The following is a 13,931-nucleotide window of genomic DNA, read 5'->3' as shown; positions in this document are numbered from 1 at the left end:
TAAGGAAAACTGTTGATCGATGTGCAGCGGCTCCGGGTCCTGCGGGCGGTGGCGGAGCACGGCAGCTTCAACCAGGCGGCCGTGGCCCTCCGCATCACCCCCTCGGCCGTCTCCCAGCAGGTGGCAGCCCTGGAACGCGGTCTTGGCACCCCGGTCGTCGTGCGCAGCACCCGAGGCGTCACCCTCACCCGGGCCGGCCGGATCATGGTCGGCGCCGCCGAATCCGTCGCCGCGGAGCTCGAACACGCCCAACAGCAGGTCGCCGCGCTCAGCACTGGCCGCACCCGGCTCACCGTCGCCACTTTCACCAGCGGCGGCAGGCTCCTGCTGCCCGCCGCTCTCACCCAGCTCATGGCGGCCCATCCCCGCACCGTGCTCCACGTCAGGGAGGGCGAACCCGAGGACACCCTTCCGCTTGTCCGGCAAGGCGCCGTGGACCTCGCCCTCGCCTACCACTTCGACGGCCCGCTCCCGGTCGGACCCGGTCCCGGTCTGGAGTGGACGCCGCTCCTGGAGGACCCCCTGCACGTCGTCCTGCCGCAGGGGCACCGACTTGCCGACCATGACGCGCTCGACCTTGCCGATCTGGCGGCCGAACCCTGGGTGCTCGGCTGCCTGAAGACCGAGGCGTACCTGCGCCGCTTCGCCGAGCACGTCGGCTTCGATCCGGAAATCCGCGGGACCACCACCGACTACTTCTTCGCCCGCTCCCTCGTCGCCGCAGGCATGGGAATCTCCCTGATCCCCTCCATCGCACTCACCCCCGGGATCCCGGGGGTGAGCACCGTCCCGATCAAGTCGCCGGGCCCGATCCGGTACATCGGCGTCGCCACGCTCAGAGGCCGTGACCGGCCCCATGTCACGACGCTCATTCACACCCTGCGCGAGCAGGCGACGGGGCACGACGGGCATTGATCCGCCACCGGGCCGTCGCACGCCGATGGGCTGCATGCGACGGGCGTTCTTCAAGGCCGTCGGGGCGCGAGGTAGGTTTCGCCGCCCACGATGGAGTCGACCGGGCCGTCCGTGTCCCGGGCGCCCGCTGGAGACCGGCCCGCCCCGTCGTCCTCATCGGCAGACCGGCAGGCGGCTCTGGTGCGGTGCGCGCGGCTGACGCCGACCACGAGCGTCGGCGTCAGCGGGTGCGGTGCTGCGCGGTGTCCGCTCAGCCCAGCTCGTCCAGGTCGAGGATCTCGCCGGAGGGCTTGTCCGCCGGGACGGGCTTGTCGTAGTCGCTGAAGATGAGCGAGCCCTCGTCCGAGGGGGTGTCGCTGACCAGCTTCAGCACATACGGCTCGCCCTCGGTGGCGACGTAGAGGGTGTAGCTCTCCTTGCCGTCCTTCTCGTGCAGGGTGATGGCGGGCGTGCCGTCGACATCGGTGGTCTTGCCGCGGGTGGCGTCGGACCGGGTGTCGTCGGCGTCGCCGAGGACCGTGTTGATGTCGCAGAAGTCGGTGAACTCCTCGGCGTCCGGGCCCTTCGCGGACATCTTGGTCCACTTCCCGGCCAGCATGTCCACCACCGCGTCGGCCTCGCCCTTCGGCTCACCCTCGCTCTGGGCGCGCAGGAAGTCCTCGTCGTACTTCATGTAGATGGTGTCGCCGCTCTTGATGAGGTCGGCGCGGCCCTCGCCGCCGATGCTCAGGTTGCCGGCGCAGTCGCCCTTGCGGTCGATGGCCATGTCCAGGGTGATGGTGCCGCCGGACGCCTCGTCCGGGATGTCACCCTGCATGCGGAACGAGTCGGCCTCGACGGTGGCGTCGATGGCCCGTTCGGCGATCTCCCCGCCGGACAGTCCGGCGAAAGGTTCCTTCTTGCCGGCCTGCTCGGACTGTCCGGCGCCTGCCTTGCCCTTTCCGTCGGCCTTGTCGTCCCCCTGGCAGCCGGTGACGGCCATGGTGGCGACGGCGGTGAGGCAGAGAGCGGCTAGTGCGGTGCGACGCATGGGTGTTCCTCGGTGAAGACAAGCGCGTGGCGCGCTGGGGGTGGTGGGTTGATGCGGTGGGCCGCCCTCGGAGCGGGCGGCGCGGCGACGGCGGCTGGGCCGGGGAGACGGCCGGCCGGGTCGGGCCGGCCGGGCTGATCAGGGGCCGGTGAGGCCGATCACCCCGGTCGAGCGGCGCGCGCCGGTCAGGCGGACTTCTTCCAGTCCTGGCAGCCGGACGTCTTGAAGTAGGCGTCCGAGGCGGCGATGGTGACGACGGCCGTGCCGCTCACGTTGTTGTTCGCGATGATCGAGTCGATGGAGTGGTCGGCGTCCTTGGTGCGCTCCCAGTAGCAGGCGTCGTCGGCGTTGCCGCTGGACTTGTAGGTGCCGGGGGCGATGTCGACGCCGACCCGGAGCATTCCGGCGTCGCCGGACATCTCCGAGGCCGGGGAGCCCTTGGCCTTCTCGTCGACGGCCTCCCAGTCGTTGCAGTCGCTGGAGCTGAAGAGCTTGTCGGTGCCCTTGATGGTGACGTAGCTCGTGCCGGTCACGTTGTCGTTGGCCAGCAGCGAGTCCATCTCCCCGGAGGCGTCCTTGGCGCGCTCCCAGTAGCACATGCCGTCGGTGTTGCCGGTGGTGCGGTAGGTGCCGGGCTTGACGTCGGAGCCGACCTCGAAGTCCCCGTCGCCCCCGAAGGCGACCTTCTTCTCCTCGGCCTTGTCCCCCGTGTCCGACTTCTTCTTCCCGGACGTGCCGCGGTCCGCGGACGCCGAGGAGCCCTTGTCGGAGGAGTCGCTGGAGCCGCCGTCCCCGGAGTTCGCCGAGACGGCGCCGATGACGACGATGCCCACGACGGCGCCCAGCGCGATCTTGCTCTTCATGCCCATGACTGTGTCCCCTCCCAGAGGGGCGACCGCCCCTTCGGCTGGTCGCCCGTTCGACGGGTCAATAAGACCATTAGCTGTGAACCGAGTCAACACGGTTCACGGGATTGGATGTGTACACGGCCGTGAATGCCGGGATCTTGGATGCGTCGGTATGCTTCGACGCCACAGCCGCGGGCAGGTCAGGTCGGGGCGGAAAGGGGAGTCGGGCGTGCAGGACAACGCGACAGAGGTGACCGCGGCCGGAATCGCGCGGCTCGCGGGTGTGGGGCGGGCCGCCGTGAGCAATTGGCGGCGCAGGCACGCGGACTTCCCCAAGCCCGTGGGCGGCACCGAGAGCAGCCCCTCCTTCGCGCTCGCCGAGGTCGAGGCCTGGCTGCGCAACCAGGGGAAACTCGCCGAAGTCCCGCTGCGTGAACGGGTCTGGCAGCACCTGGCCGGACATCCCGCGGGCCCGGTCACCGCGCTCACCCACGCCGGGTGCGTCCTGCTGCTCATCCATGACCGGCCCACCCGCTGGCTGGAGGTGAGCGCGGGTTCCGACGAGCGGCTCGCGGCGATGCTTCCGGAGGTGCTGGAGCAGGTGCTCGTGGCGCGGTTCGGGGAGGCGGCGGGGAGGGCGGCGTCACGACGGGCGGCGGGTGTGAACCCGCGGCCGACTGTGGACTCCGCACATGCTGTGAACAGCTCGGACGGTGTGAACTCGCGTGGCGGGGCGCAGGGTCGTGCCGATGTGAACGAGTCGGGCTCTGTGAACACGGGCGCGAAGGGCCGCGCTGTGAACACCGCACCGGCCGGTTCGGGTGTGAACACTTCGCCCACCGCCGCGGGTGTGAACACCGCACCCGACGTACACACGCCGGGCGCCCCGAGCATCCCGGGCGCCCCGGGCGCCCCCGCCCCCCACACCCCCGCCCCCCACACCCCCGCCGTTCACGCCCCCACCGGCCCCGAGATCCTCCCCTCTGCCCCCCTCCTCCGCGGCGCCGCCGAGCTGGCCGCCGAACTGGGCGGCGCCCGCCAGGCGTTCGAGTTCCTGCTCGGCCGGCACCTCGACGCCAACCCGCGCCAGTACACGCTCACCCCCGCCGAACTCGCCGGTCTCATGGCCGACCTCGCCGGCCCGGCCCTTACCGCCCTCGACCCGGCCTGCGGCACCGGCGCCCTCCTGCGCGCCGTCGACCCCCGCCCCGACCAGGAGCTGTACGCCCAGGACAGCGCCCCCGACCTGGCCGCCGTCACCGCGCTCCGGCTCGCCCTGCGCTCCCGCGCCACCGTGCGCGCCGCCGTCGGCGACACCCTGCGCGCCGACGCCCACCCCGACCTGCGCGCCGACACCGTCCTGTGCCACCCGCCGTTCAACGAGCGCAACTGGGGGCACGACGAACTCGCCTACGACCCGCGCTGGGAGTACGGCTTCCCGGCGCGCACCGAGTCCGAGCTGGCCTGGGTGCAGCACGCGCTTGCCCGGCTGAAGGACGGCGGCACCGCCGTGCTCCTCATGCCGCCCGCCGCCGCCTCCCGACGCTCCGGCCGCCGCATCCGTGCCGACCTGCTGCGGCGGGGCGCGCTGCGGGCGGTCGTCGCGCTGCCGGTGGGCGCGGCGCCGCCGTACAACATCCCGCTCCACCTGTGGGTGCTGCGCCGGCCCGACAAGACGCCCGCGCAGCCCGAGGTGCTGCTCGCGGACGCCGGGCAGTTCGCGACGGAGGGGCGCGGCGGGCCGGACTGGCGGGCCGTGCGGGACGCGGTGCTCGACGCCTGGCGTGTCTTCGACCGCACCGGCACGCTCGATGAGCGGCCGGGCCTCGCCCGCGCGTTGCCCGTCATCGACCTGCTCGACGACGACGTCGACCTGGCCCCGGCCCGTCATCTGCCTCCGCCCACGGCCGCCGACGGCGCGGAGGCGCTCGCGGACGTCCGGGAGCGCCTGGGGGAGACCCTGGGGCTCGCGGGGCAACTCACGCCCCCACCGGCCGCGCACACGCCCCCCGTGCGCTGGCCGCTCACCACCATCGGCGAACTCGCGCGCGGGGGCGCCCTGGTGATGCGCACCGGCGGAAACGGCGGTCACGCGCGCGTGCCCGTGCTCACCGACCACGACGTCCTCGCGGGAACGGCGCCCTCGGGGACGCTGCCCGAGAGCGATGAGGAGCCGGTGCTGACCGAGCCGGGCGATGTCGTCGTGCCGGTGCTCGGCGGCGGCTCGGTGGCGCGTGTGATCGACGACACGACGGGGGGCGCCGCCCTGGGGCGCAACCTCGTGCTCCTGCGCCCCGATCCCACGGCGCTCGACCCGTGGTTCCTCGCCGGGTTCCTGCGCGGCACCGCCAACAACCGCCAGGCCAGCAGCTACGCCTCCACGGCCACGCGGCTGGACGTGCGCCGGCTCCAGCTGCCCCGGCTCCCGCTCGACGAACAACGGCGCTACGGCGCGCGCTTCCGCGCCCTCGACGAGTTCGAGCGGGCGCTCAGGCGTGCGAGCCGGCTCGGGGAGCAGCTCGTGCGCGGGATGTACGACGGTCTGACCGACGGGACGGTCGCTCCGGACTGAGGAGCGCGGTCCGGCGCGAGTCGGGGGCGCGGACCGGGGGACCGGCAGGGGAAAGTGATCAGTACAACAACGGTTCGGTACAACCCGGGACCGGTTACCGCTGTCGGCCTATACGCTCGAACTCTGTTGTTCGTCCCCATCGCTCACCGGTCCAGGAGCAGTCATGTACGGCCACGGCGCGGCGCCGCCCACCCGCAGCGCGGCAACGGTCATTTCCCTGCGCGTGCTGTTCGCCGCCCTCGGCTTCCTGTCGTGCGGGATCCTGGCGTGCGTGCCGCTGTTCCGGATCGCCTTCCTGCGCGGGCGGGTGGGGGACTGGGTGCTCGCCTGGGCGAGCCTGCCCGTGTCCATCGCGTGCTTCGCGGTGGTCGGCTCGGTGCCCGAGTCCGACCGGCGCTCCGACGTCGCGGTGGCCATCGTCCTGCTGCTCGGCGCGTTCAGCTCCGTGTACTTCCTGGTGATGGACATCCGCTTCCACAGCGCGCAGCAGCGCCAGTACGGCGGCTACGCGCCGCACGCCACCACGGTGCACGCCCCGAACGGCCCCGCGGGCTACGGCTTCCCGCAGCAGGCCTCGCCGTACACGACCGCGCCCACGCAGCCGCCCCTGGCCCACCAGCCGCCCCCGCCGATGCCGCACACCCCGGTACCCCGCCCGCCGGTGCAGGACCCCGTGCCCCCGGGCCCGGTCCCGGCACCTCCGCCGCCGCAGCGCCCCGCGCCCGCGCGCATCGACCAGGTGCGCGCCGAGCTGGACGAGCTCAGTGACTACCTGCGCCACCACGACGGCAGCGGCAACGGCGACACCGAGGGCGGAAGGTGAGCGTGGCGACAGGACGGACCGTCGCCGGCCGGTACGAACTGTCCACGCTCATCGGACAGGGCGGCATGGGCCAGGTCTGGACGGCCTACGACCGGCGGCTCGACCGGCGCGTGGCGGTGAAGCTGCTGCGCCCCGACAAGGTCGCGGGCCAGGAGGCGGAGGAGCTGCGCCGCCGGTTCATGCGCGAGTGCCGGGTGACCGCACAGGTCGACCACCCCGGGCTGGTCACCGTGCACGACGCGGGCAGCGAGGGCGAGGAGCTGTTCCTCGTCATGCAGTACGTCGACGGCGCGGACCTCTCCGACCACCTCGCCGAGCACGACCCGTACCCCTGGCCGTGGGCGGTCGCGGTCGCCGCGCAACTGTGCGCCGTGCTGAGCGCCGTGCACGCCGTGCCGATCGTCCACCGCGACCTCAAGCCGCGCAACGTGATGGTGAAGCAGGACGGCACCGTCACCGTCCTCGACCTCGGCGTCGCCTCCGTGATGGACGCCGACACCACCCGCCTCACCCACACCGGCACGCCCATCGGCTCGCCCGCGTACATGGCGCCCGAGCAGGCGATGGGCGGCGCGGTCGGCCCGTACACCGACCTGTACGCCCTCGGCGTGCTCATGCACGAACTGCTCAGCGGCGACGTGCCGTTCTCCGGCTCCACCGCGCTCGGGGTGCTGCACCGGCACCTGTACGAGCCCCCGCTCCCGGTGCGCCGACTGCGCCCCGAGGTGCCCGAGGCGCTCGAAGCGCTCGTCCTGCGCCTGCTCGCCAAGGACCCGCAGCACCGCCCGGCGTCCGCGCAGGAGGTGTACGAGGACCTGGCGGCGCTCCTGCCCGCGCGCGGGACGCCCACCGGGGCGCCCCTCGACCCCACGCGCCCCTTCCTGCGCCCGCACGCCCCCTGGCCGGACCGTGCGCGCACCCCCGCGCCCCAGCCCGCCCCCGCCACCCCGGTCACGCCCGCCGCCGAGAAGCCGGACGTCGCCCGCGCGGTGGACGAGGTCAAGCGCCTCCTTGGCGAGGGCCGCATCACCCAGGCCGTCGACATCCTGGGCGCGATCCTCCCGGTCGCCGCCGAACAGCACGGCGAGCACTCGCCCGTCGTGCGCACCCTGCGCAAGCAGTACGCGGCCACGCTCATGGACGACGGCCAGTACCGGCGCGCGCTGCCCGTCCTGCGCTCCCTGGCCGCCGAACGCGCCGCCGAGGTCGGCCACGCCGACCCCCAGTCCCTGCGCTTCCGCTACGACGCGGCCCAGTGCCTGGAGCAGCTCGGCGACCCGGCGGCGGCGCTCAGCGAGTACCGTTCCCTGCTGCCGTACTACGAGAACCAGTACGTGTCCGGGGACCCCGAGCTGGCGCACGACGTCCGCCGCCGCATCGGCCACCTCCTGCTCGCCCTCGGCGACCGGGGCGCCGCCCACGAGACCCTCGTACGTCTGCTCCACGACGTGGAGCGCATCAAGGGCCCCGCCCACCCCATGGCGGCGGAGATCCGCCGGACGCTTCAGTGGCTGGGGCAGATGCGTGGCTAGCGAGGACGGGAGCCCGGATCCGGAGCGCAGGGCGGCGATCGAGCGGATCATCGCCCCGCTGGAGGCGAACATGCCCGACGCCGGGGACTTCGGCTTCGAGGCGATCCAGCGGCTCGGCAACCCCGTGCCGATGCTCGTGCAGAACGACGGCGAGGAATGGCTGGAGCTCTGGCTGGAGCCGTTCGGGCAGGACTACTGGCTCCGGCCGGGGGAGGCGGTGTTCGTCACCTCGTACGGGGTGTGGAACGACCACCCGTTCGAGACGGTCCACGAGCCGGGCCGGCTGACCGTCTGGGCCACCTCCTGGTTCGCCACGGTTGCCGACCGCGACGGCAACGAATTCCCTCCGGGCGCCCGGGCCGACGCCGACGGCTGATGTGCCGGTGCCCGAAGTCCTGGTGAATCGTTGGTCGAATGGGTTGGCCAGAGCTTGGCCACTGCCTACCATCGATCATCGCAAGACTTTGTGCACCGTCGCACAAGCTCCTCGGGAGGTTTCCTTGCACCGCCGCAATCGCCGCCGTCGCACCGCGCTCCTCCTCTCCGCCGCCATCGCGGCGGCGCCCGTCCTGACCGCCTGCGGAAACGATGCGCATCCGGGCGCGGCGGCCGTCGTCGGCGACCAGCGGATCACCGTCTCCCAGCTGGAGAACAGGGTGAACGAGGTGCGCGCCGCCCAGCGCGCGGCCGTGGCGGACGAGGCGCAGTACGCCCAGGTCGTGGCCCGGACCGGCAGCCTCACCCGCGACACCCTGCACGGCATGGTGCTGGAGAGAGTGCTGCACCAGGCCGCCCAGGACGAGGGCGTCACCGTCAGCCGCAAGGAGATCCAGCGGATGCGCAGCGGTCTCGAACAGCAGACCGGCGGCGCCGAGGCACTGGAGACGGCCTGGCTCCAGGAGTACGGGGTCGCCCCGAAGCACCTGGACGACAACCTCCGACTTCAGCTGGAGGCGCAGAAGCTCGCCGCCAAGCTCGGCACCGACCCCAGCCGTCCGGAGTTCTGGAAGGCCCTGTCCGTGGCGTCCAAGAAGCTCGACGTCGACCTCAACCCGCGCTACGGCACCTGGGACGTGGAGAAGAGCAGCCGCGTCGACGCCAAGACGCCGTGGGTGCGCGAGGTGACGGCGGCGGGTTCGCAGCAGCAGCCGGCGTAGGCGGCGGGTGCGGTGGTGCGGTGACGGCGACGTCACACCGCTGGCGGTGAAGGGCGTCGTCACACCCTGTGGTCATACGATCACATGCATTTCCCTGCCTGTGGACAACCGCCCCGACCCCGTCCACCCCGTGCGTTAGCTTCGAACCGTGAACACCACCAGCCCCGAAGCCGCCCCGGCCGCCACCGGCCGGATCGTCCTGCTCACCACCAGCCACCGCGTCGCCCCCGGCCTGCTCTCCTGGCCCGCCTGGCAGGCGCTGCGCTCCGCCGACAGCGTGCTGTGCGCGGACGGCGCGCACCCCCAGCTGCCGTACCTGCGCGAGGCCGGGATACGGGTGGCCGAGGCGTCCCCGACCGCCGAGGAACTGGTCGACGCCTGCGCCGGCGGACACACCGTCGTGGTCGTCGCGACCGGAGAGGGCGAACCGGCGCTGACCGACGGCCTCGCCCGGCTCGCCGGTTCCGGCCGGGTGTCCATGCCGGAGCTGGAACTGCTGCCCGCCTCCTACGACCTGCCCGGCGCCCGCCTCCTCGACCTCGTCCAGGTCATGGACCGCATCCGCGCCGAGTGCCCCTGGTCCTCGCAGCAGACCCACAAGGGGCTGGCCAAGTACGGCATCGAGGAGGCCTACGAACTCGTCGAGGCGATCGAGGAGGGCGACCGCGACGAACTGCGCGAGGAACTGGGCGACGTGCTCCTCCAAGTGGTCTTCCACGCCCGGATCGCCGAGGAGGACCCCGACGCCCCCTTCTCCATCGACGACGTCGCGGGCACGATCGTCACCAAGCTGATCCACCGTCACCCGCATGTCTTCGGCGACGAGACCGCCAGTACCGCCGAGGAGGTCAAGGAGCACTGGCTGCGCACCAAGGCGCAGGAGAAGCAGAGGGAGTCGGTCACCGACGGCATCCCCCTCGGCCAGCCCGGCCTCGCCCTCGCCGCGAAGCTGGCCTCCCGGGTCAGAACCGCGGGCCTGGACGTCCCCCTGCCGAGCACCGACGGCATCGGCTACGAACTCCTCGCCCTCGCCGTGCGCGCCGAGGCCGAGGGCATCGACCCGGAGGCGGCACTGAGAGCGGCGGGACGGGCCTACCGGGACGCCGTGCGGGCTGCCGAGGGGCTGGAAGGTTAGTACGGTTACGCACAGAGCTGGCTCTGGGGCACGGGGGCATACATGTCGGGCGTGTTGGACGATTTGGCGGCTGCGGCGGCCGGGGTTCTGGTGTCGTCGATGTGCTCCGAGGGCTGGGAGAGCGGGGCGAAGCAGGCGTTCGTCCACCTCTACAAGCGGGCCATGAAGCAGGACGTGAGCGCGGACCTGGAGGAACACCGGGGCGGCGTGTGCGACGGGATGCTGCTGCCGCAGGACGTGGCCCGCATCTGGCAGGGCAGGATCCGTGAGGCGTTCACGAAGGAGGTCATCGCCACAGACGTCAACCGGTTCATCAAGGACTTCCGGCAGAGCGACATCACCTCCTGTCCGACCTGTGAGAGCCGGGTTGAGCACCGCGATATCTACTGCGGGGAGTGCGGCGACGTCCTCGGCGCCGGTCCGACACCGGTGAGCGCCCGCTTCGTCATCCCGGACGAGAACCGGCAAGCGCATTCGCTCGGCGACGTGTTCGCCGACCTTTTCCGCCGCCCATTACCTCCTGACCCCGACCCTGGCGGCCCCGACCCCGCACCCGGCCCCGACCCCGACCCCGACCCCGCTCCCGGCCCCGACTCCGGCCCCGCGCCCGCCTCGTCCGAGCCCGCCCAACCCCCGTACGCCCAGGATCACATCGACTACCGGCACGCCCATCTCAATGCCCCAGTGATCGGCGTTCAGCACAACCACTACCGCTCCTCGCCACCCGCGCTCGCGGACTTCTGGCCCCGGCTCAGCGAGTTACGGCGCGGCGCCGTGGGCATCCACCCTGTCAGCTGCTTCGACGACGAGCCCGAGTTGCCGCCGTACGTCCCGCGCGACCGGGACGCCGAACTCGACCGGCTGGTGGCGAAGGGGCTGAGGGAGGGCGGGCTGGTCGTCGTCACCGGGGAGCCGCTGGCCGGGAAGACGGCCACCGCCTGGGCCGCGCTGGAGCGCAACGCAGGCCCGGACACCAGGGTGTTCACGGCCCACCCGGGTACGGATCTGCGGGAGCTGCCGACGGCTCTGCGCGGACGGGACCGCACGGGAACGTACGTGGTGTGGCTCGACGACCTGGAGGACCATTTCGGCGAACCGGGGCTGGTTGCGGGGCCGTTGGCGCAGCTCCCCCATCAGGGCGTACTGGTGCTGGCGACGATGCGGGACGCGGCGTACGAGGCGCACCGCTTCGGCGACGACCAGACGGCACGCGCCCTGCGGGGCGCCCGTACCGTGGATCTGACCTGCGAGTGGAGTACGGCGGAGCTCGCGTGGCTCGCGGAGTCGAACGACCCACGGCTGAGCGCCGCGGCGTGGCGGCGAGGCGAGCTGGGGGTCACCCAGTTCCTGTCCGTGGGACCGGAGTTGTGGGAGGAGTGGCGCCGGGCGAGTAGGTCCGGCGGACGGGCCACCGCCCACCTGCTGGTGCGGGCGGCCATCGACGCGGCCCGTTGCGGGGTCACCAGTGGGCTCTCGGCGGAGACCTGGGACTTCCTGATCAACGAACAGAAGATCTACGGAAGCGAGGTGCGGCTGAAGCTGCCCATCCGGCAGGAGGACCTGGACTGGGCGACCAGACCGCGGCTCGGCGTCAGCGGGCTGCTTGTGCCCGGGCGCGAGAAGGGGGCCTGGCGCGCGGCCGGGGCGCTCGTCGCGGACGCGGCACGTCACCCGGAGGTGCCGGTCCTCACTTCTTCCCTCTGGGGGGACATGGCCTGGATGGCCGGGCTGTACAACCTGCCCGAGCGCGAGACGGTGTCACGGCAGGCCCGTAGCGCCGTGCGGCGCTGGGCCGAGGCCGGTGAGGATCCCGCCGCCCCCTCGATCCTCGCCACGCTGGCGACGTGGGCCGGTGACGGTCCCGAGGCGGAGCGCTGGTTACGCAAGGTGGGGGAGGAGGATGAGCAGCAAGCCTATATGCTCGGCCGCTATCTCCTCCTGGAGAAAGGCGAGTTGAGCAAAGCCCTCCCCTATATACAGACGGCGGCCGAGGCCGGGAACCCCGACCCGGCGAAGGAACTGGGTTTCCTCCTCCTGGTGCGCGCCCTGCACTGGCTCGGCGTCGCGGCCGAGCAGGGCAACGCCTCCGCGGCGGAACTCCTCCCCGCGCTCCGGACGGCACTGCAGGACGAGAAGCTCCAGGCCGCCCTGGCCCACCACGGTGCCCCCGACCCGGAGGCGCCCGCCGTCCCCGGCCCGGCCTTGTCGGCCGAGCGTGCCATCGGCGTTGCCCTCGACGTCCTCCTGGGCCGAGCCCCCACCACCCCTCCGGATACCGTCAAGGAGTGACCAACCACCCCACCCCCGACCAGCACGACACCCCTGACCGCGACCAGCACGACACCCCCGACCCCGACCAGCACGACACCCCTGACCGCGACCAGCACCACACCCCCGACCCCGACCAGCACCACACCCCCGACCCCGACCAGCACCACACCCCCGACCCCGACCAGCACCACACCCCCGACCGCGACCAGCGCCGAGCATCCACCCCCGACCAGCCCCACCCCACCACCCCCGCCCGCCCCACCCCCGGCACGCCCCCACCCCCCACCCTCTTCACCTGGGATTTCGCCGCCAACCCCTACCCCGCCTACGCCTGGCTGCGGGAGCACGCCCCCGTGCACCGGACCACGTTGCCCAGCGGTGTGGAGGCGTGGCTGGTCACGCGTTACGCCGATGCCAAGCAGGCCCTGGCCGACCAGCGGCTCAGCAAGAACCCCGAGCACCACGACGAGCCCGCGCACGCCAAGGGCAAGACCGGTATCCCCGGTGAGCGCAAGGCCGAGCTGATGACGCATCTGCTGAACATCGACCCGCCGGACCACACCCGGCTGCGTCGGCTGGTCAGCAAGGCGTTCACGCCCCGCCGGGTCGCGGAGTTCGCGCCGCGCGTGCAGGAGCTGACCGACCACCTCATCGACGGGTTCGCGGAGAAGGGCAGCGCCGACCTCATCCACGAGTTCGCCTTCCCGCTCCCCATCTACGCCATCTGTGACCTGCTCGGCGTCCCGCGCGAGGACCAGGACGACTTCCGGGACTGGGCGGGCATGATGATCCGGCATCAGGGCGGACCGCGCGGTGGGGTCGCCCGGTCCGTGAAGAAGATGCGCGGCTACCTCGCCGACCTGATCCACCGCAAGCGTGCCGCGCTGCCCGCCGAGCCCGCCCCCGGCGAGGATCTGATCTCGGGCCTCATCCGCGCCTCCGACCACGGCGAGCACCTCACCGAGAACGAGGCCGCGGCCATGGCGTTCATCCTGCTGTTCGCCGGGTTCGAGACGACCGTCAACCTCATCGGCAACGGCACCTACGCCCTGCTCACCCACCCCGACCAGCGCGCGCGGCTCCAGGCCTCCCTTGCCCAGAAGGAGACGGACCTCCTGGAGACCGGAGTCGAGGAACTCCTGCGCTACGACGGCCCCGTGGAGCTGGCCACCTGGCGGTTCGCCACCCGTCCCCTGACCATCGGCGGCCAGGACATCGCACCCGGCGACCCCGTGCTGGTCGTCCTGGCCGCCGCCGACCGGGACCCGTCGCGGTTCGCCGACCCCGATTCGCTCGACCTCGCCCGGCGCGACAACCAGCACCTGGGATACGGCCACGGCATCCACTACTGCCTGGGCGCCCCGCTCGCCCGGCTGGAGGGGCAGACCGCGCTGGCCACGCTCCTCACTCGGCTGCCCGACCTGCGGCTCGCCGCCGAACCGGCCGATCTGCGCTGGCGCGGCGGCCTCATCATGCGTGGACTGCGCACTCTGCCGGTCGAGTTCACCCCCGGCCGCTGACCGCTCGACCACAACTCGCCCGCGCCGCAAGCGAAGGCCGATACGGGCGGTACGCAAACATGACACGCACTCAAGTTTGTGATCTTCACGTGATCTGTGCGGCATTAACTTGTGACAAGTGATCGTCT

General features: G+C 72.4%; 11 protein-coding genes. 9 read left to right on the top strand and 2 right to left on the bottom strand.

The window, feature by feature from the left end; all coding sequences use genetic code 11:
- Positions 1-12: 12 nt before the first annotated feature.
- Entirely contained in the window at positions 13-915 is a 903-nt protein-coding gene (locus tag ACZ7L7_RS22675; protein WP_285515305.1) for a LysR family transcriptional regulator, read from the top strand.
- A gap of 250 nt (positions 916-1,165) precedes the next feature.
- On the opposite strand, the gene ACZ7L7_RS22670 is transcribed toward ACZ7L7_RS22675, so the two are convergent.
- Together ACZ7L7_RS22670 and ACZ7L7_RS22665 are read right to left on the bottom strand one after the other, a co-directional pair.
- Positions 1,166-1,945 carry a hypothetical protein gene (locus ACZ7L7_RS22670; RefSeq protein ID WP_453608354.1) on the bottom strand — a complete coding sequence of 260 codons (780 nt, stop codon included), beginning with the start codon at positions 1,943-1,945 and terminating at the stop codon, positions 1,166-1,168.
- A gap of 185 nt (positions 1,946-2,130) precedes the next feature.
- Complete coding sequence (locus ACZ7L7_RS22665; protein ID WP_285515307.1) at positions 2,131-2,814, bottom strand: hypothetical protein; 684 nt, start codon at positions 2,812-2,814, stop codon at positions 2,131-2,133.
- Between the two features lie 208 nt (positions 2,815-3,022).
- Here ACZ7L7_RS22665 and ACZ7L7_RS22660 point away from each other — a divergent pair, with 208 nt between their 5' ends.
- The 8 genes from ACZ7L7_RS22660 to ACZ7L7_RS22625 all read left to right on the top strand — a co-directional run bounded on the left by ACZ7L7_RS22660 (position 3,023) and on the right by ACZ7L7_RS22625 (position 13,803).
- On the top strand, positions 3,023-5,365 hold the full coding sequence (locus ACZ7L7_RS22660) for an N-6 DNA methylase (protein WP_472076939.1): 2,343 nt from the start codon (positions 3,023-3,025) through the stop codon (positions 5,363-5,365).
- Between the two features lie 163 nt (positions 5,366-5,528).
- Entirely contained in the window at positions 5,529-6,188 is a 660-nt protein-coding gene (locus tag ACZ7L7_RS22655; RefSeq protein ID WP_285515309.1) for a hypothetical protein, read from the top strand.
- A gap of 38 nt (positions 6,189-6,226) precedes the next feature.
- Positions 6,227-7,720 carry a protein kinase domain-containing protein gene (locus tag ACZ7L7_RS22650; RefSeq protein WP_472076996.1) on the top strand — a complete coding sequence of 498 codons (1,494 nt, stop codon included), beginning with the start codon at positions 6,227-6,229 and terminating at the stop codon, positions 7,718-7,720.
- Positions 7,713-8,096 (top strand): hypothetical protein, encoded by a 384-nt coding sequence (locus ACZ7L7_RS22645; protein WP_471430646.1) that lies wholly within the window; start codon positions 7,713-7,715, stop codon positions 8,094-8,096. The genes ACZ7L7_RS22650 and ACZ7L7_RS22645 overlap by 8 nt, the downstream gene beginning before the upstream one ends.
- Before the next feature lie 124 nt (positions 8,097-8,220).
- Positions 8,221-8,877, top strand: a complete 657-nt coding sequence (locus tag ACZ7L7_RS22640) for a SurA N-terminal domain-containing protein (RefSeq protein WP_471430644.1) — start codon at positions 8,221-8,223, stop codon at positions 8,875-8,877.
- Between the two features lie 148 nt (positions 8,878-9,025).
- Complete coding sequence (locus tag ACZ7L7_RS22635) at positions 9,026-10,012, top strand: nucleoside triphosphate pyrophosphohydrolase (protein WP_472076937.1); 987 nt, start codon at positions 9,026-9,028, stop codon at positions 10,010-10,012.
- Positions 10,013-10,063: 51 nt separating this feature from the next.
- Positions 10,064-12,301 carry an SEL1-like repeat protein gene (locus ACZ7L7_RS22630; protein ID WP_472076935.1) on the top strand — a complete coding sequence of 746 codons (2,238 nt, stop codon included), beginning with the start codon at positions 10,064-10,066 and terminating at the stop codon, positions 12,299-12,301.
- Entirely contained in the window at positions 12,298-13,803 is a 1,506-nt protein-coding gene (locus tag ACZ7L7_RS22625; protein WP_472076933.1) for a cytochrome P450 family protein, read from the top strand. The genes ACZ7L7_RS22630 and ACZ7L7_RS22625 overlap by 4 nt, the downstream gene beginning before the upstream one ends.
- Positions 13,804-13,931: the final 128 nt, after the last annotated feature.

Source organism: Streptomyces sp. NPDC110618 (genome assembly GCF_055657065.1).
The sequence above is the reverse complement of the archived record's forward strand: the minus strand, read 5'-3'. Positions and strand labels throughout refer to the sequence as shown.

Coding starts and splice junctions, on each gene's coding strand:
- ACZ7L7_RS22670 (WP_453608354.1), bottom strand. CDS start 1,945: ATGCGTCGCACCGCACTAGCCGCTCTCTGCCTCACCGCCGTCGCCACC.
- ACZ7L7_RS22665 (WP_285515307.1), bottom strand. CDS start 2,814: ATGGGCATGAAGAGCAAGATCGCGCTGGGCGCCGTCGTGGGCATCGTC.
- ACZ7L7_RS22655 (WP_285515309.1), top strand. CDS start 5,529: ATGTACGGCCACGGCGCGGCGCCGCCCACCCGCAGCGCGGCAACGGTC.